17 protein-coding genes are annotated in these 16,698 nt (G+C 54.1%); 5 read left to right on the top strand and 12 right to left on the bottom strand.

Annotation, left to right across the window (positions count from 1 at the left end; genetic code table 11):
- Nucleotides 1–275, bottom strand: a 275-nt coding sequence (locus tag BLO51_RS31305; protein ID WP_425415836.1) for a DUF6444 domain-containing protein, incomplete at its 3' end; no start/stop codon positions are given.
- Between the two features lie 181 nt (nt 276–456).
- On the opposite strand from BLO51_RS31305, the gene BLO51_RS25665 reads away from it, so the two are divergent.
- On the top strand, nt 457–777 hold the full coding sequence (locus tag BLO51_RS25665; RefSeq protein ID WP_090676369.1) for a hypothetical protein: 321 nt from the start codon (nt 457–459) through the stop codon (nt 775–777).
- Nucleotides 778–1,035: 258 nt separating this feature from the next.
- On the opposite strand, the gene BLO51_RS25660 is transcribed toward BLO51_RS25665, so the two are convergent.
- Together BLO51_RS25660 and BLO51_RS25655 are read right to left on the bottom strand one after the other, a co-directional pair.
- Complete coding sequence (locus BLO51_RS25660) at nt 1,036–2,241, bottom strand: MFS transporter (RefSeq protein WP_090676368.1); 1,206 nt, start codon at nt 2,239–2,241, stop codon at nt 1,036–1,038.
- A gap of 456 nt (nt 2,242–2,697) precedes the next feature.
- Nucleotides 2,698–3,042 carry a winged helix-turn-helix transcriptional regulator gene (locus tag BLO51_RS25655; protein ID WP_090676366.1) on the bottom strand — a complete coding sequence of 115 codons (345 nt, stop codon included), beginning with the start codon at nt 3,040–3,042 and terminating at the stop codon, nt 2,698–2,700.
- Between the two features lie 194 nt (nt 3,043–3,236).
- On the opposite strand from BLO51_RS25655, the gene BLO51_RS25650 reads away from it, so the two are divergent.
- On the top strand, nt 3,237–3,875 hold the full coding sequence (locus BLO51_RS25650) for a flavin reductase family protein (RefSeq protein WP_342672478.1): 639 nt from the start codon (nt 3,237–3,239) through the stop codon (nt 3,873–3,875).
- On the opposite strand, the gene BLO51_RS25645 is transcribed toward BLO51_RS25650, so the two are convergent.
- Both BLO51_RS25645 and BLO51_RS25640 read right to left on the bottom strand, forming a co-directional pair.
- Nucleotides 3,866–4,513: an SIMPL domain-containing protein gene (locus BLO51_RS25645; RefSeq protein WP_090676364.1), complete on the bottom strand. Its 648-nt coding sequence runs from the start codon at nt 4,511–4,513 to the stop codon at nt 3,866–3,868. The genes BLO51_RS25650 and BLO51_RS25645 overlap by 10 nt on opposite strands.
- 214 nt (nt 4,514–4,727) lie before the next feature.
- The gene (locus BLO51_RS25640) at nt 4,728–5,912 is read right to left on the bottom strand and encodes an MFS transporter (RefSeq protein WP_090676362.1); all 1,185 of its coding nucleotides are present in this window, start codon (nt 5,910–5,912) and stop codon (nt 4,728–4,730) included.
- 252 nt (nt 5,913–6,164) lie between these two features.
- Between BLO51_RS25640 and BLO51_RS25635 the strand changes: the two genes are divergently transcribed.
- Both BLO51_RS25635 and BLO51_RS25630 read left to right on the top strand, forming a co-directional pair.
- Nucleotides 6,165–6,515, top strand: coding sequence for a phasin family protein (locus BLO51_RS25635; RefSeq protein WP_090676361.1), 351 nt, complete (start codon nt 6,165–6,167; stop codon nt 6,513–6,515).
- Nucleotides 6,512–8,191, top strand: coding sequence for an ABC1 kinase family protein (locus tag BLO51_RS25630; protein ID WP_090676359.1), 1,680 nt, complete (start codon nt 6,512–6,514; stop codon nt 8,189–8,191). Before BLO51_RS25635 ends, BLO51_RS25630 begins: the two co-directional genes overlap by 4 nt.
- 151 nt (nt 8,192–8,342) lie before the next feature.
- Here BLO51_RS25630 and BLO51_RS25625 read toward each other — a convergent pair whose 3' ends face one another.
- Together BLO51_RS25625 and BLO51_RS25620 are read right to left on the bottom strand one after the other, a co-directional pair.
- Nucleotides 8,343–9,713: a peptidoglycan DD-metalloendopeptidase family protein gene (locus BLO51_RS25625; RefSeq protein WP_245719828.1), complete on the bottom strand. Its 1,371-nt coding sequence runs from the start codon at nt 9,711–9,713 to the stop codon at nt 8,343–8,345.
- Between the two features lie 127 nt (nt 9,714–9,840).
- Nucleotides 9,841–10,281: a Dps family protein gene (locus BLO51_RS25620; protein WP_090676355.1), complete on the bottom strand. Its 441-nt coding sequence runs from the start codon at nt 10,279–10,281 to the stop codon at nt 9,841–9,843.
- 319 nt (nt 10,282–10,600) lie between these two features.
- Between BLO51_RS25620 and BLO51_RS25615 the strand changes: the two genes are divergently transcribed.
- Nucleotides 10,601–11,611: an acyltransferase family protein gene (locus BLO51_RS25615; protein ID WP_090676354.1), complete on the top strand. Its 1,011-nt coding sequence runs from the start codon at nt 10,601–10,603 to the stop codon at nt 11,609–11,611.
- A 54-nt stretch (nt 11,612–11,665) separates the two neighbouring features.
- Here BLO51_RS25615 and BLO51_RS25610 read toward each other — a convergent pair whose 3' ends face one another.
- The 5 genes from BLO51_RS25610 to BLO51_RS31085 all read right to left on the bottom strand — a co-directional run bounded on the left by BLO51_RS25610 (nt 11,666) and on the right by BLO51_RS31085 (nt 16,603).
- Complete coding sequence (locus tag BLO51_RS25610) at nt 11,666–12,619, bottom strand: ABC transporter substrate-binding protein (RefSeq protein WP_090676351.1); 954 nt, start codon at nt 12,617–12,619, stop codon at nt 11,666–11,668.
- 214 nt (nt 12,620–12,833) lie between these two features.
- Nucleotides 12,834–13,811, bottom strand: coding sequence for a helix-turn-helix transcriptional regulator (locus BLO51_RS25605; protein ID WP_090676372.1), 978 nt, complete (start codon nt 13,809–13,811; stop codon nt 12,834–12,836).
- Nucleotides 13,812–13,882: 71 nt separating this feature from the next.
- Nucleotides 13,883–15,067: an MFS transporter gene (locus BLO51_RS25600; RefSeq protein ID WP_090676350.1), complete on the bottom strand. Its 1,185-nt coding sequence runs from the start codon at nt 15,065–15,067 to the stop codon at nt 13,883–13,885.
- 119 nt (nt 15,068–15,186) lie between these two features.
- On the bottom strand, nt 15,187–16,107 hold the full coding sequence (locus BLO51_RS25595) for an MFS transporter (protein WP_342672477.1): 921 nt from the start codon (nt 16,105–16,107) through the stop codon (nt 15,187–15,189).
- Nucleotides 15,995–16,603 carry an MFS transporter gene (locus BLO51_RS31085; protein WP_342672476.1) on the bottom strand — a complete coding sequence of 203 codons (609 nt, stop codon included), beginning with the start codon at nt 16,601–16,603 and terminating at the stop codon, nt 15,995–15,997. The genes BLO51_RS25595 and BLO51_RS31085 overlap by 113 nt, the downstream gene beginning before the upstream one ends.
- Between the last annotated feature and the right edge of the window lie 95 nt (nt 16,604–16,698).

Here is a 16,698-nt window from a genome sequence, read left to right as displayed (position 1 = left end):
TGACCGGGTTGTCCACCGCTAGATTTGCCGCTTTTGCCCCGCAAACTTTTAGGAGCCGGTTTGTCGAACCCGTTGCTGGAGGGCGGCTTACTGCTATTGTTGCTATTCTGTCCGAGTTTGCGTTCTAATTCCTTGACACGGATTTCCAACCGTGCGATTTGTTCGGTTTGTTGGCGATTTTGCACGAGCAAAGCGGTGATGAAAGCCGCAATCTCTGGATCGCCTTTGCTGATTTTCAAGATTTGCTCTGGCGTCGGGTTCAGATTCATCACCATCACGCAAGCCCTCCCCAAAAGTCGTTATGGGGATATATTCGACCAAAGTTCTTAAAATCCTATCCAGTATAAAAAAAGTACCCTAAACTTGGGGTACTGAGTAGTTACATTTTATTTTTTTCATCTTCCACTTTATTTGATATAATTGTATAATTTTATAAAAGAAAGGAGGTGAATACCAATGATGTTTACTTTACAAAGAAAATCGCTTATCGCTGTGATATTGTGCTTGATGTTTGCCTTTATTGCGGTATTGCCAACAGCATCAGCAGCAGAAGAAGACCCACTTGATCAAAAATACGTTGATATCACGAGAGTGTTTGAGTTTAAGAAGGGACAACTTAACGCCCCCCCTCTCACCTATTATTATGAAGTACGCTACCCAGTTGGTCGTTTTGCAGGTACGCTAGATATAGAAAACCCTACCCAAACATTCTACCACCCCGATGGTTCGGGATATCATAGTGTGAAATACACAGGAATCATTTCGTTAATTCCGTAGAAGCGAGTTGGAGCATTCTTCATTTAATGGGATGCTCCTTTCTTTTTATCCCTTGCCTACCGGCTCACAGTGATCCCGCGCATATTCAATACCAGCGTCATAGACGGCTTTGTCATCTTTCATGAACGCCGTCATACCTTCCCATCGGTCGAGAGTCAATATATCCCCGACCTGTGCGCCTGTTTCCCAGCCTTCTGGAATGTCTTTGAAGACCCGGTAACGACTCCAAAACTCCTCGTCCCAGAAGAAATATCATCATTATCCCTGCGCTTGTTTTTCGGCCGCCGCACGGCGGTTCACCAAGAGCGGAGCCAGCACCAGCACGCTGATGAAAAACAATACTCCGCTAACGGTATATACCGTGTGCAGCGAGAGCGCATTCTTCAAGTACCCCGCCAAGGACATGCCGATAACCATCATCCCCATGAACATCGGCGTCAGCACACCACTGACCCGGCCGATATACGAGCCTTCCGTATTTTGCATGATCAAGGTATTGATGCCGATATGGATAGAGGGAAAGCATAACCCATTGGTGGCTTGAAAAAGGAGCGTCAACGGAATGCTGGTCGACCAGCCGATGCCGATCGTCCCGAAGGTGCTGATGAGCAAGCCTGCCGCAAGCAGCGTTTGCGGCTTTACTTTCTTGGATATCGTCATCACCAGAGCTCCGCCGACCAGCATGGCGACGCCGTTCATCATCAGAAGCCACTGCAGGAACGATTTGTCCTGACCCAAGTTTTCCATGGCTACAAAGATCGTAAGCGGCGAAATCAGTCCGACAGCCAGGCCGGATACGGCAAAGGTCCCTCCCAAGGTCCGGAGCGGGCGGCTCGCCCAGACAAAACGAAGCCCGTCCCGCAGCTCCCGCACAAAGTTCCGATCCTCCGCAGCCGGGGTTTTAGTATCCCGCGGGAGAAAGGACAATATCAGCGCCGAAGCAAGCAGCATCGCGCCCATCACGCAAAGTGAAACTTCGATGCCGAACTGCTGATAGACGAACGCCCCGATGATCGGTCCGACCACCATAAAGACGGCCATCAACGACTGAAACATCGCCATGACGCCCTGCAGTTGTTCTTCCGGCACATGCTGCTTGAACAGCTTCATCGCCGACGGCTGGGAAAACTGGGAAAGCACCGCAGAGATAAACGTTGCGCAAAGCAGCGTGTACCACGAGCCATAGTGTACGACCAGCAGCACAACGAAGGCGGAGACGGCGGATAAGACGTCGCACCAGACCATCGTTCGTTTGGGCAGCCATCGATCGGCAAACGTCCCTCCGATGGTGGAGAACAAAAAGATCGGAGCATATTCGACGACCGCGATCAGCGATACATAGAGCGGGTCGTTCTTCGTCATCTCGGTCACGTAAAGCAGAATGGCAAAGTTTCTCACCCAAATGCCAAGCTGCAGACAAACTCTGGATAAAATGATCGTTCGAACATAGCGGTTATTTAACACGGGTATTACTTCCTTTCAAGCTTTGATCATCATGCTGTTCGATCTGCCTGGACGATGGCAAGATCTCGTTGGATTTGTTGCCGCAGAAGGGTTGATCCGGCTCACCCTCCCCACAATTTATAAATAGACTAAAATTAATTTCGTTTATTTATTTATAGACATATTATTATATTGTTTGTAATTAATCAAGGGATTTAGGATAAAAATTATAGACACACTACATAAACGTCTATCTTGTAACAAACTTCCCAACGATGAGGCGGGACGAACAGAGTGTGCCGTCTAAGGGCCGCAGCCTTAAACGTCCTCAATCCTTGGCAAACAAAATAAGCCCTCGGATCCTGCGGTCGAAGGCTTGTTTGCTTAGCACGATAGGATATAAGGCTCGAAGCTCATCGCTTTGCCTTCCATGTACAATCGCTTCAGCATGAAGACAGCCTCATTGTACGTGGTCGTTCATTTCAATGGCAATTGATTTTGCACTCCCCATTTGCATATCTCCTCCAGAATGGGCATCAACGTTCTTCCTCTTGGAGTTAGCGAATATTCCACCTTCGGAGGAGTTTGCTCGTACTCTTTCCTGTTAACGATACCGCTGCTTTCCAACTCGTTCAACTGGGAGCTTAACACCTTATGAGTAATTTCAGGAATTCGCCTCTTGAGCTCTCCGTAGCGTGTAACCTTTTGACAGGCCAATTGATACATAATTTTCATTTTCCACTTTCCACCAATAATGGACAAGGTATAATCGAACGGTGTTTGGTTGTTATGTATTTCTGTGGTTTCGGTCCGTTCAGGCATCGGTGTTCCTCTCCTTAAGGTAAGTACTAACTTTAAAGTGCGTACTATTTTTTATCCGGGATGCGTTTATACTTAAGAGTACCGTGTCCGGCAGCCGCCATATGAGTTCAGGTAGCACAGGGGCCGAACTACATTGTAACTCTCCCATTGGACGGTGTAAACCGATGCGGCTGTTGCAAGGCAATAAGGAAAGGATGATAACGATGCCGAGGCATGATGCGCTCGCGTTTCATACGAGCGATGTAAGCGAGCAGGAAATGTACAAGCTGATGATCGGTTCGGTTGTACCGAGACCCATTGCGTGGGTTTCGTCCAAAAGCAAGGACGGCGTTCTTAATTTGGCGCCCTTTAGTTTTTTTACAGTCGCTTCCCGAAACCCACCCACGCTGCTGATTTCCATCGGACCGGGGGTAGGTGAACGGGAAGGTACGGTGAAGGATACGTTGACCAATATTCGCGAGGTTGGTGAGTTTGTCATTAATATGGTTTCCGAGCCTCTGGGCGAGGCGATGCTGCTTTCGTCCGCTAATGCCGGGCCGCAGAAGAACGAGTTCGAGCTTGCGGGAGTCACGCCACAGCTTTGCAAGAGCGTCGATGTGCCGGCGGTGCTTGAAGCGCCGATTGCATTCGAACTAAAGCTGGATCGAATTATTCCCGTAGGCGGGGATCATCTGGTTCTTGGAATCGTGGAGCGCGTGCAAGTGGATTCTGCTGCCTATGCAGGAAATTTTAAAATAGCAACGGAGAACTTGAAGCCGCTGGCAAGCTTGGCCGGGGATTTCGCCGGACTGACGTCTACTTTCTCAATCGATCTAAGGCATCGTCAAGAATAAGAATAAAAAGCTTTGACGGCGGCGGAAATGTTCAGTTCTCCCGGCTGGATGGGAGTAGAGGGCGCAGCGGCAAAAGTTGCGATCTGGTACGGGTGCGGTTCGATGCCATGCGACATCTCTTGAATCCGAAGCGGGGTAGGATGAAGCGCTACGCCCATCGCTTTCGCGAGAGTCGCCGCCTTATGGCGGCTGCTGTGGACCGCCATCGTCAATGCCTGATGGTAATAAGTCTCCGGATGAGCCGAAGCAAACTGGATGCCGGATACCGTATTCGCCCCCTGGCGAACCGCCGTGTCCACGATAACTCCCGTCTGCTCGATCTTATCCGCGGTCACTCGTAGAAGGTGGGTGACTTTGTAGCCGCGGAACAGTTGAACCCCGTCCTTGTAGTTGTACTGAATCTCGATGCCGTACTGGACCGTCTGCACCTTTTCCTTCGGAATCCCAAGCTGGAAAAGCGATTGGAGGATGCTTGACACCGCTGCGGCATTCTCGGTCTGCGCTTCGCTCAGACTCACCTTCTCCGTGATTGCCCCCAGCGTAATCAGCGCCCGGTCCGGGGCCGCGGCAACCATTCCTTCACCTGAAACTTCGATTATCTTCCTGGAGCTGTCGGTCAAAGCCGTCGTCGTATTCATTTCGAATCACCTTCCTTAAAATAAAAGATCTACTATCCAATGTATTTCGATTCGAAGCTCGTATGAACCATGATACGTGCAAGACTTCATTTCAGGTAAGGCGACGAAATTGTTTCCGGCTTACAAGTGAACATCGATGATTCCCAGAAGAGCCGCATGCGCGGCCCTTCTTTGTTTGCCTGCTCGACTCGGGGATTCAAAACTCATATTCCATTTACGGAACCTTCGGCCGGAACCGAAGTCCGAGCAGCGCAAATAAGACATACGCGCCGCCAAGCCAATAAAACATACTGTGGACGGAGAAGTACTGCATGCTGAAGCCGCCGATATTCGGCCCGGCGATGCTCCCGATGCTGAACAGCACGGAGGCGATGACGTTCGTGCGGGGCAGCATCGATCTCGGCACCACATCCGCCGCATAAGCAAGCCCCAGCGTAAAGAACGAGCCGACGAGCCCGCCGGCCAGACCGAATAGAATCAGCATCAACAGCAGATTCCCCTGCGCGACGAACGGGACGGCTGCGAAGGCGGCCCCGCCGATCAGGCCAGCCGTCATCAGGATCGGCTTGCGGCCCCACCGGTCGCTCCATATGCCAAGCGGCAGCTGGAGGATCAAAGAACCGATCCCGATGACCGGCAGGAGCAAGGAAATCCATGTGTCGGAGATGCCGGTGCGCAAGCCGTAAGCGGGAAAATTGCTATTCATGGACGATTCCATGTATCCGTACAGGAAAGAGGTAAGCAGAGCGTACCAGGCCAGCCGGAACACAACGGGATAGGTGACTCTAGCTTGCGCCCCCTGCTCCCTTTTCCCCATTTCCGGGTGCGCATTGGGCAGCCGGCTCACGAACAGCAGCGATACGGCCGCACACAGCATCGTCGCCAGAAAAGGCGCCCACATTCCGTACGGCAGCAAGTTGATGCCAAGCGGTCCCAGGCTGAATCCCGCCCCGTAAGCCATCCCGTAGAACGAGATGTACCGGCCTCGCCGATCCGCCGGGGAACGGGACACGATCCACAGCTGTGTCGCATAATGCAGACCGCTGTCTCCAACGCCTACCATAAACCGGAGCACAAGCCATACCCAGAAATTGGGGAATGCTGGGAATAAAATCAGCACGACAAGCACGAGCAGGATGCCGACGACGAGCACCGGTTTATAGCCGAAACGGCGCACAGGCTTCTCAATCCAAAACATCGTGGCAAAAGTTCCGATGTATAGAGCGGCCGCATTCAAACCGTTCACCCCGATCGAGACCCCCGTCTTGTCAAGCAGCAGAGTAAGCAGCGGCAGCAGAAGCCCCTGATTCATCCCGGCGATAATGACTACGGTAATCAGCGTAAGATAATGCCGGAGCGGAAACGGGGATTCCAAGCCGCGTTCATGGGATAACGTCAACAGTAACTCTCCTTCACGACTTCAATTCGGGATGTCTTGATTATTGTAGCTGATCTTTGGTCAAAAATCGACCGTTAACGTATGTTGTTGATAATCGAATGTATTGTACAACAAAATGCACCGCTTTTTTTGATCATCCGTGCGCAACGGGCGCATTTTATTTAGGCGGGGAGCATACCCGGAGTCCGTTTTGGCGTTTGCGGCCCGCTATGGTAAAATCACCCTATACGGATACGAACAGGAGGAACAGAGATGATTAGAGATTTGTTGGGAAAAGCGGTTTCGATGGGATTGGGCTTTGCCGTGGTTAGCAAAGAGCAGGCGGAGAAATTCGTCGACGAGCTGGTCAAAAAAGGAGAGCTGAACAAGGCAGAGTCGGAGCAGTTTGTGGATGACTTGGTACGCAAAGGACAGGAAGCCCAATCCACACTGGAGGAGAAGGTGCGCGGCTATATGCGTCAGGCGCTGCATGAGATGAATTTGACGACCAAAGACGATTACGTCCGGCTAACGCAGCGCATCGGAGAGCTTGAGCGCCGCGTGGCCGAGCTGGAAGGCAGGCAGCCCGATGCCGGCCAAACCTTACCTCCCGCAAGCTCATGAGTCTCGGACGGAAAATCCGGCACCTGCAGAGGTACCGCGACATCGCCAAAGCGTTCGCCCGCAACGGACTCGGCTTCCTCGTCAAAGAGCTTGGACTGCCCGATCTGCTTGCCGGGACGCGCATCGGCTTGAATGAACGGCGGGAGGCCCGGTCGCGCTCAATCGGCGAACGCATCCGGACGTTTCTGGAGGAGCTTGGTCCGACCTTCGTCAAAATCGGCCAAATCGCCAGCACGCGTCCCGATCTGCTGCCCGCTCATATTATCGACGAGCTCGTCAAGCTGCAGGACCGGGTTCCGCCTTTCCCTTTCGAGCAAGTGCGCGAAGTTCTGGAAAACGAGTTCGGCGAGCCCTTCGAGAAGCTGTTCGCAGAATTTCAAGAGACGCCGATCGCCGCGGCTTCCATCGGGCAGGTCCATCTTGCCCGCCTGCATACGGGCGAGCCGGTCGCCGTCAAGGTTCAGCGCCCGAATATTCGTTCCATCGTTGAAACGGATCTTGAAATTTTGGACGATTTGGCTCGCCTGGCCGAGCACCGGCTTGACTGGGCGGCCAAATATCAGGTGCGCGACATGGTGTACGAGCTGTCCCAGTCGCTGCGCGCCGAGCTGGACTATACGAACGAAGGCCGCAGCGCGCAGCGGATGGCGAAGCCGTTCGAGCGCGATTCGGATGTACGCATACCGGCGATTTATTGGGATTATTCGAGCCGCAACGTGCTGACCATGGAATATCTGGAAGGCGTAAAGCCTATCGAAACGGAGCGTCTGCAAGAGCTGGGGTACGAACCGAAAAAGCTGGCCGAAACAATTGCCCGAATCGTCTTTCAACAAATTTTTGTGGAAGGCTTCTTTCATGCCGATCCGCACCCGGGCAACATTATCGTGCTACCGGGCGGGGTGATCGGACTGATCGACTTTGGCATGGTCGGGCGTCTTACCCCGATGATGAAATATCATTTCGGCTCGCTTCTTATTGCCATGCGGCGCAACAGCACCGACGGCGTCATCAAGGCGATTGAAGGCATCGGCATCATTCCCGACGATGTCGACATGGACTCCCTGCGCGCAGATGTGGACGAGCTGCGGGAGAAATACTACGACGTGCCGCTCAGCCGCGTCAAGCTAGGCGAATCGGTCAACGACCTGCTGGCCGTCGCCTACGAACACCGCGTCCGCATTCCCGCCGACCTGACACTGCTCGGCAAAGCGCTTCTGACGCTTGAAGGCGTCGTCACTTCGCTGGACCCGACGTTCAGCGTCATCAGCATCGCCGAACCGTTCGGACGAAAGCTGTTCGCCGAGAGGTTCAGTCCCCGCAATGTGGCCGACAGCGTGTGGCATCAGGTAAACGAGGCTGCCGCCCTGCTGACGGAGACGCCGATGAAGCTGCGCGAGCTGCTCGGGATGATGAAGAAAGGCAAGCTGCGCTTTGAAATATCGATCGCCGAGTTGGATGCCTTGATGCGAAAAATGGACCGCATCAGCAACCGGCTATCGTTCAGCATCGTCCTGCTCGCCTTCAGCATTATTATGGCCGGTCTTATTATCGGCTCGTCGCTTGGCAGACAATCGACCTTGCTGTGGAATTTTCCTGTCATTGAAATCGGCTTCTGCGTCGCCACGCTGATGTTTCTAGGGCTGCTGCTATCGATTTTCAAGTCGGGACGGTTTTGAAAATCGGATCGGTACCGGATGATGCTTTGTCTTTAGGCGCCTCCTTGGGGTTGTTCGAGCTGCTCGGACGATATCCAGAGGGGGCGTTCTGCATCTCGTGCAAACACATCCGCGGCCGAACGCCGCAACCGGACCAACAGCGCCTGCCTGCTTAACGCGATTGGGGCTTCTGCTTCGGCCATTGAAACGGAGTCGCATTAAAGAACAGATTCGGATTGACCGGAACGTTGTGCGCCCAGAATGTAAAGTGCAGGTGCGGTCCCGTCGAGAATCCGGTCGAGCCCACCAGCCCGATAATATCGCCCCGTTTCACCCGGTCCCCCGTCTTCACCTGAAGCTTGGACAAATGCGCGTACTGGGAAAACAGATTCATTCCATGATCAATATAAATCGTATTGCCCGACAAATAAAAGTTGTCCGCCAGCGCTACGATACCGTCATTCGCCGCTTTGATCGGGGTGCCTTCTTTGGCCGCCAAGTCGATGGCCATATGGGAGCTCGCGAACTTGCCGTTCACATAGCGGGTATGGCCGAACGGCGTCGTCAATATCCCCTCGATCGGCTGAATAAAGGGCGCGGAGAACAGGAACCCGGGCTCCGACTTGCTTCGCGCGGCATCGATTTTTTTCTGGTCGGCTTCGATTCGCTTCGTGTCCTGACGCATGCTTTCCATCTGCTTCGATACCTTGAGCTGCTGCGTCTCGAACTTTTTATCCTTGATCTTCAGCGTCTGATCGCCGATCGGGTACGAGCCGGACTTGGTCTTCATCGGCACCGGAAGGTAGGTGAAATACCCGGCTTCGAACGGCCGCAGCTCATACGTCTTCCCCTGCCAAGCGACTTCGCCGGGCTTATCGTGCCGCACCAGCACGACGTCACCGGGACTAGCCGTATCCGGCAGGAGCGTCCAAGCGGAGTCCATCACCTTCTTGGCTTGCTCGGGAGAAGCATACAAAGCCGTTTCCCTGCTAATCCGCTGCTGACGCCGCTTTTCTTCCTGCAGCGCATCCTTCACCGCAGGCGTCACCTCGGCATGCCAGGTTTGTCCCCCGTCCGTGGTCACCAGCAGCGGGTTGGCCAGATCCGTTCCGGCTGAGACAAGCGCCCAGCCGGTCCGGTCGGTTACAAATTGCGCCTGCTTCACGGCGTATTCTTTCGCTTGGTAAGCAATCGTTGTGAGCGTTTTGACATTGGCTGTCGAAGCGCTTGGCCCATTCGTACTGGATGCCGCTGAGTCCGGGAGGCCCGAGGCTTGCTTCGTCCAATGGGCTCCTCCATCCTCCGTCACGCTGCTTGTGCCGTCCGCATAACGAATCCAGCCTTTATCCAGATCGGTCATATGAAAATCGATAATTTCGCGTCGGACCGGGGTTTGTTTTTCGGCAGCCTCCGACGAAGCGCCCTTCCCGGACGCAAGCAGCCATGCAGGGGGCTCACCGCCGTACGCAACCAGTACCGCACAAGCGGCGGCAAGAGCCGTTCCGCCGAGCAAGTACCCTATCTTTTTAGAACGCGGCTTCATCGTTCTGATCTCCTCCAATTCAGCTTCTTCCATAATCTATGACTTTATCATAGAAGCAAGCCGATTGTCCAAGCCGCGCACGGAAGGCATGACCACAGGACTATGATAGTTGATCTTACCGCTTGAGTTAGTTGCCCAGAAACGCATTCAGCATCCAGACGTGTTTTTCCAGACTCGAATGAACGGCCAGTAGCAGATCCCCCGTCGTTTCGTCCTGAACGGACTCGGCGTATTTCATGCCTGTCTTAAGCTCCGTGATGATCAGATTAAAATCGTTCACCAGCGAAGCCACCATCTGCTCCGCCGTCTCCTCGCCTTCCACCTCACGAACCGTGGCGAGCTGGAGACTTCCGCTCATCGTCGCGACCGGCTTGCCACCCAACGCCAGCAGCCGCTCGGCCAGCGCATCCACATGCAGCGCCGCTTCCGTATACAGCTCCTCGAATTTCGTATGCAGCGTGAAAAATTGAGGGCCTTTGACGTACCAATGGTAATTATGCAGCTTGACGTACAGGACCGACCAGTTGGCGATTTGGTTGTTCAACAGCGCAGTTAATTGTTCATTCATGGATGGTTCCTCCTCAAATTTTATATTTAGATTAGGTCTAAATCTATATTCTGATTGTAGCATCGCCCTGGCTTTCTATCATGAAGAGAACATGAGGATCGGATGAAGATTTGGTGAAGTTTGCCTACGTCATTCGGGTTGTATACCCGCGACTGCGATTTGTCTGTGACTTTAGTCATCAACGAGCCGTGATCCTTCTCACTGCTCCGGCGAATCGAAAGAGGTATGCTCTAAACGAGGAGCCGGCAACACCCGCTCCAAAGCGGCGAAAGAGCCGTCAGTCAGCACAGAACACATATCGAGGTGACTTCCCGTGGGAATGGCTTCCGCACCATCGCTTAACACTTATGCGCTTAATATGAAGTTTCTGCTTATCGCTTGCGTCGTCACAGCCAACGCCATCGAGCCGATGATCGATCGAAGCTCGCCTTTGTTCACTCTTTACGAGACGATCTACGCGTTCCATATTCCGATGTTCGCTCTGGCGATGGGCTACTTTGCCAAAAGCTTCCGTCTCGACCGGACTGGAATCGACGGTCTTTATACGATTGCGTATCAATATGTGTTGTTCCAGACGCTGTACAGCTTGGCGGATATCGTCTTCTTTCAAGCCAAAGGCGTGATCCATTCGTTCTTCATGCCCTATTCGCTGCTCTGGTTCCTGCTCAGCCACTTTTGCTGGAGACTGCTGCTGCGCGCGTTCGTCCATTTGCGCCATCCGCTGATCGTTTCGCTGCTGCTCGGCGTCGCTGTCGGTTATCTCCCTTGGCCGGGGGCTTGGCTCAGCTTATCGCGGACATTGGTGTACTTTCCATTCTTCCTTGCAGGATACTTCCTGCCGCAGCATTGGGAAACCATAGTCAAAAGGCTGCGTATGCCTGCTTTTCTTCTCGGCGCAGCCGTAATTTGCTACTTCTGGCTGGGCGGACGAATCGATCCGCGCTGGCTGTACGGCAGCTTCACCTACGCAGAGGCCGGTCATCCGGAGTGGTATGCCGGAATATATCGCTTGGGAATGTACGGAGTGCAGGCGGCCGCTTCGATCGCTTTTTTGAGCTTGGTGCCCTGGGCGGCCGGCCGGATCACCGATTGGGGGAAACGAACGGGGTACGTCTTTCTGCTCCATGCCTTCATTCTGAAATCACTGCTGGCGGCAGGGGTTTACGTCTACCTGCAAACCCCTTGGAGCCAAGGGCTGGCGATTATCGCCGGGTTCGGCATCGTCTGGCTGCTGTCGCAGCCATGGGTCGAAACCTACGCCAAACGATGGTTCGAGCCGGATATTACTTTCGTGAAGCGGCTTATCCTTAAATCGCAAAGAACCCCGTAATCACGGGGTTCTATTTTTTATTCGCTCAAGGCTTCCATCGGCCGCCCTAAACTTCTATGGATTTCCCATCGCCTTCATCACTTCTTCGATCGCGATCATTTTGCCGAGCGGCATTGGTCCAAGGACAGACGTATCCTCGATATAGTAGACATGATTGCTTTTGGGAGCTTTCATTCCGTTCCAGATCGCGTTGTCCTTCAGCGTATCCTTGACGCCCTTTTTAATCGGCGCAGCCCAGTTGTTGACGATAAAAATATGATCCGGATTCATCGTCGCAAGCGTTTCGAGAGACAAGGACCCGCCCTTTTCGCTGCCGGGAACTGGCTTTAGTCCAAGCTCCTTGTAAAAGGCGGCGACGCGCTCCTCATTGAAGGTGATAAATTCCTTCCCGCCGTACATCGCGAACAAGACCGTCTCCCCGCTGCGGCTCGCCAGCTTCGCTTTGTATTCCTTCGCCTTGCGGTCGAATTCAGCCAGGAAGGCCGCCGCCTTCTCTTCCTTCCCGATGGCCCCGGCAATCAATTGCAGCGTTCCTTTCCAATCCTCGGTGTACGGAAAAATCACCGTCGGCGCAATTTGGCTGAGCTGGTCGTATTTATCGGCCATATCGTCAGAGGCGATAATCAGATCCGGCTGCGACGCGAGCAGCTTCTCCATACTCACTTCTTTGCCCAGATCGATCACGGACTTCCCTTCGAGCTTTTTCTGCAAATTCGGGAAGGTGCTCATCATCGCCATCCCTTGGGCAGCCACGGGTATTTCGTCTAAGACGACCAAGTTGTCGACATAAGTGATATAAGGCGCCGCGATTTTTACCGGCCGCTCCTTGATCACTGTTTCCCCTTTGAAATGCTTGATCGTCCTCGGAAAAGAAGCTTGCGCCGCCGTCCCCTCGGACTTTTTCTGATCCCCTAAAGCCCCGGTTCCCGGGTCGCTTGCCGTGCATCCGGCAATCACCCCTGCCATCACAATCAGAAGCAGAAGCGATAACCAAGTTCGTCTGTACATGTTTTTTGGCCCTCCTTTGTTTTTGCCGCCGGTCCTTGCGGTGCTTGTCCACTTGATGAATTGATAACGATTTTCATTATCAACAAATGGTATGCTACAATATCAGCGTCCGCTCATCCACCCCTGCACGGATTTTTTCTGCGGTTTCCGGGATTTTTATGCGCAGCAAAACCGCCAAAGGAATTTCCTCTGGCGGTCAGGCACGGTAACAACGTTATTTGCGGACGAGCTCGCCGGGATTGAACCCGTATTTCTCACGGAACACTTCGGCAAAATGGCTCGGATTCGAATAGCCGACGACGCAGGCGGCCTGATTCACATTGACCTGCCCCTTTTGCAGCAGCAGCAGCGCTTTCTCCAGCCTTTTCTCCCGCAAATAACCGAAGACGGTTTGCCCGTACACTTCTTTAAACCCGATTTTCAGCTTAAAGTCGTTGAGACCGACCGTTCGGGACAGCTCCAGCAGCGAAGGCGGGCTATCCATGCGGTGCAGCAGCACCTCCTGCGCCTGGCGTATTTTCTCCAGATCGTTCTTGCTCAGCTTCGACCGGATATGCTTATCGTCGGGCTCGCGCTCCCACAGCAGCGTATGAAACGAAAGGGAAAGCAGCTCCAGCGCCTTGCTTTCCATATAAATTTTGCGCGTCTCGTTCGAATAAGAGGCGTCCAGCATCTGCTGCAGGATGACGGAAGCCGCAGGCTCGATCGTCTGCTCGAACAGGCGGAACGAACGGCGGTCGACCAGCTTGGCAAAATCGACGGTGCGCTTTCCTGCAAAATCTTCCATAAAACGGTCGAACGTCGCGACTGGAATCCCGATGCCGACTGCAAGCATCGGCTGGTTCCCCACGAAGTCAAAATGCGCGTGAAGCCGGTCCACCAGTTGCAGCGTGCAGCAGTTCGCACGAAATTCATGCCTCATACCGGAAATATGAAGCTCCCGCTTCCCCTGCAGGCAAAAGCTGAGCTCGACCATCGCCGAATCCGTGCGCAGCTGAAATTGCCGGTTCCGCGTAAGCGTATAGTCCGAAATGACGATCTCCAAATCCGGTCGCGGTACGAGCCGGCGCAACGCGCCTTCTCCAGCATAATGCGGAACAGGCAGCTGCTCGGTCTGATCGGCATAACGGCGCGACAATTGAAAACCGTCGAAAAACGAATTATAGATTTGATGAAAATCCGCAGCTATCATCGTTGGCACCTGAATCCTCTCACTCCGTAGTCGTTCATCCCTCCTCTTAAATGATAATGATTCTCAACCAGTTAGTCAACCACGGCCTGCTGTTTCTCCCGGATTCCCCGGCTGCCCCACACATAGCCCGTGAGCAGCGCAAGCAGCAGGATCAACAGCCAAAACGGCGTCTCCGGACTAATCCGGTACAGGAACGTGCCGCTCAACGGACCGAGCAGCGAACCGATCCCGATGGCTGCGGCGATCATCCCCGCGGCCGCCCCCTGTTCATGCTTGGCTACAGCCAAGGAAGCCCCCGAGGTGAAGCCGGGAATCGCCAGCCCCACCCCGACCCCCATCAGGGCGAAAGCGGCAAAGAACGGCGCGAGATGGCTGAAGCTTACGAGCAGCACAAGACCGACAGCGAAGACCGGGACGCCCAGCTGCAGCAATTTCAAGGGCGTCAGCCGGTTTTTGCGGACAACCGTGAACTGGACCAGCGCCATCATGAAGCCGATGCAGAACAGAGCTGCGCCGACCGCTTGCGCCGTTTCAGTCGCCGACAAGCCGAGCTTATCCTGAAAATAAAATCCGGCAGTCACCTGCGTCTGGATCAACGCCATCATGACGATCATGGCGACCGCAAGGTAAGGAAGTATTCCTTTGCGCAGCGTTTTCTTCTGCTGCCCGTGCGCCTGCGGCTTGAAATTCGTCATGCCGATGGCGACCCAGAGCATGACGAGCAGAGGCATAGCTACCGCGAGATAGATCGGGGCCAGAAGACTCAGAGCGGTTAGCAGCGCGCCGACCGCAGGACCGACGACAAGCCCGAGACCGTTGGCTGCGCCGATTAACGACATCCCGGCGGCGCGGTCCTTCTCAGTCGTAATATCCGCCATATATGCCTGACTGGACGACAGAACGGCCGGGAACGCGGCTCCCAGCAGCAAGCGCGAGATGAGCAGCAGCGTAAACAATACGGCAGGCTGGAACTTTCCGTTCAGGCCTTGCTCGGTCACCGCGACGAACATGCCGAAGCTGGCGGCCATTCCGATTAGCCCGATCAGCAGCACCGGCTTGCGTCCGATACGATCGCTCCAGTTTCCCCAGAACGCCGAGGTGAGCAGCACCATGAACGAGGAAGCCGCTACAATCCAGCCGGCATCCGTTTCCGAAAGTCCGAGCTCGCGGATCAGCGGAGCGACAAGCGGATTGAGAATACCCAGACCGACATAACCGGTCAGGACCGAAGTAAAAATAATAGATTTGGCACGCATCTAACGATTCCTCCCTCCGTTTCGTTTCCTAATTGTAGAGGGAACGGAAGCCGGTGTCCGCCGTCCTGCGGAGCGTGCCGAACGCTGGAGGGATTTTTTCTTTTGCTTAACCGATCCTTCTAGGAATCGATGCCGGACGCCGCAAGCCGTCTGCTCTTTAAGGTCACAAGCACAAACACGCCAAGCGCAACAAGACTTAGGATCAGATTTAGCATAAATATCATATAAAAAGCGTCCGCTTCGTGCTGCAAGCTCCCCCCGGCCCGACCGCTCAAAAGTCCGAGCCCGATAGCGGCCCCCAGCACCATGCCCATATTTCGGGTCAACGCGATCATGCTGCCCATAACCCCGCTGTATGCGGCTGGCGTATGATTCATCATAAAGCTGTTGTTCGGGGAAGCGATCAGCCCCATGCCCGTTCCGAACAATGCCAATACCACAATCATTCCCGGCAGGGACAAGCTGTTCAAGAACAAGACCATGAGCAGCGATCCCGCCCCCATGGCGCCTAGGCCCGAGATGATCAGCCGCTTGGGGCCGTAGCGGTCCGATAAGCCCCCAGCCAAAGGACCCATCACCGCCAACAAAATGGGGTACGCAGTCATGACGTAACCGAGCATAGCATGATCGATCCGGGCAAAGGCCAGTAAATAAAATGGGGCCGCAACCAGCACGACATTGGCAAGCGCGAAGGAAAGCAAGCTGACGGCCAGACCGACGCCAAGCATCGGCTTGCGCATCAGGTGAACCGAAAAAAAAGGCGCCGGGTGCCGGAATTCCCAACGGAGCAAAATCAGCAGGCTCATTCCCGAGACGACGAACGGTATCCAGGTTTGTGCCGATCCCCAACCGTTCCCGCTGCTGGCAGTGGAAACCCCGTAGATCAGAAAGCCGATGGCAGCGGCAAAGCAGACCGCTCCCACGCTGTCAAACGATTGCGGCTTGCACGCGATCTGCCGTGCCGGAATATAGCGGTAAGCCAAAAACGTCGCTATTACGGCCGCCGGAACATGGATGAGAAACAGCCAGCGCCACGTCAACCATTCCGTAATGAGCCCTCCGGCAATCGGTCCCGTCATAGCCCAGCGCAACAGCCGTGCTTAATACCCCTAATGCGCGGCCCCGCTGTTTCTTGGGCAGATGCACCGTTAGCAGCGCCATGTTCGTGGACTGAAACATGGCAGCGCCTATGGCTTGCAAGACCCGACAAACGATGAGCGCGGTAATGTGAGGCGCAAATGCGACAAGCACGGAGGAAACCGTGAATACCAAGTAGCCGAGGTTATGGACGATACGGTGCCCGAGCCGGTCCCCCCATTGGCCCATCAACGGAAGGCAAAGACTGATGACCAGCAGATAGGCGGTTGTAATCCACTGCACGGTTGCGAGATCGGCTTGAAACGTTCCGGCGAGTCCGGGAAGCGCCACGTTCACGATGCCTGCGGTAAAATGCGAAATAAAGGCCCCCATATAAATCGAGAGCTTCATCCATGGGTTGGGCTTGAACTGTTTGTTGGAATGCTCGTTGAAGTCCATTCGATCGTCACCTCATTCGTTTTGCTTGCTGCTTGAACCGTTCCAGCTGAGACGTTCATTTGATTTAGTTTAGAAACTAAATCAAATGAATAAAA

The organism is Paenibacillus tianmuensis (assembly GCF_900100345.1).
In the GTDB taxonomy this organism is placed as follows: Bacteria; Bacillota; Bacilli; order Paenibacillales; family NBRC-103111; genus Paenibacillus_G; species Paenibacillus_G tianmuensis.
Note: the sequence above shows the minus strand (reverse complement) of the source record. Positions and strands in the feature narration are given on the sequence as shown.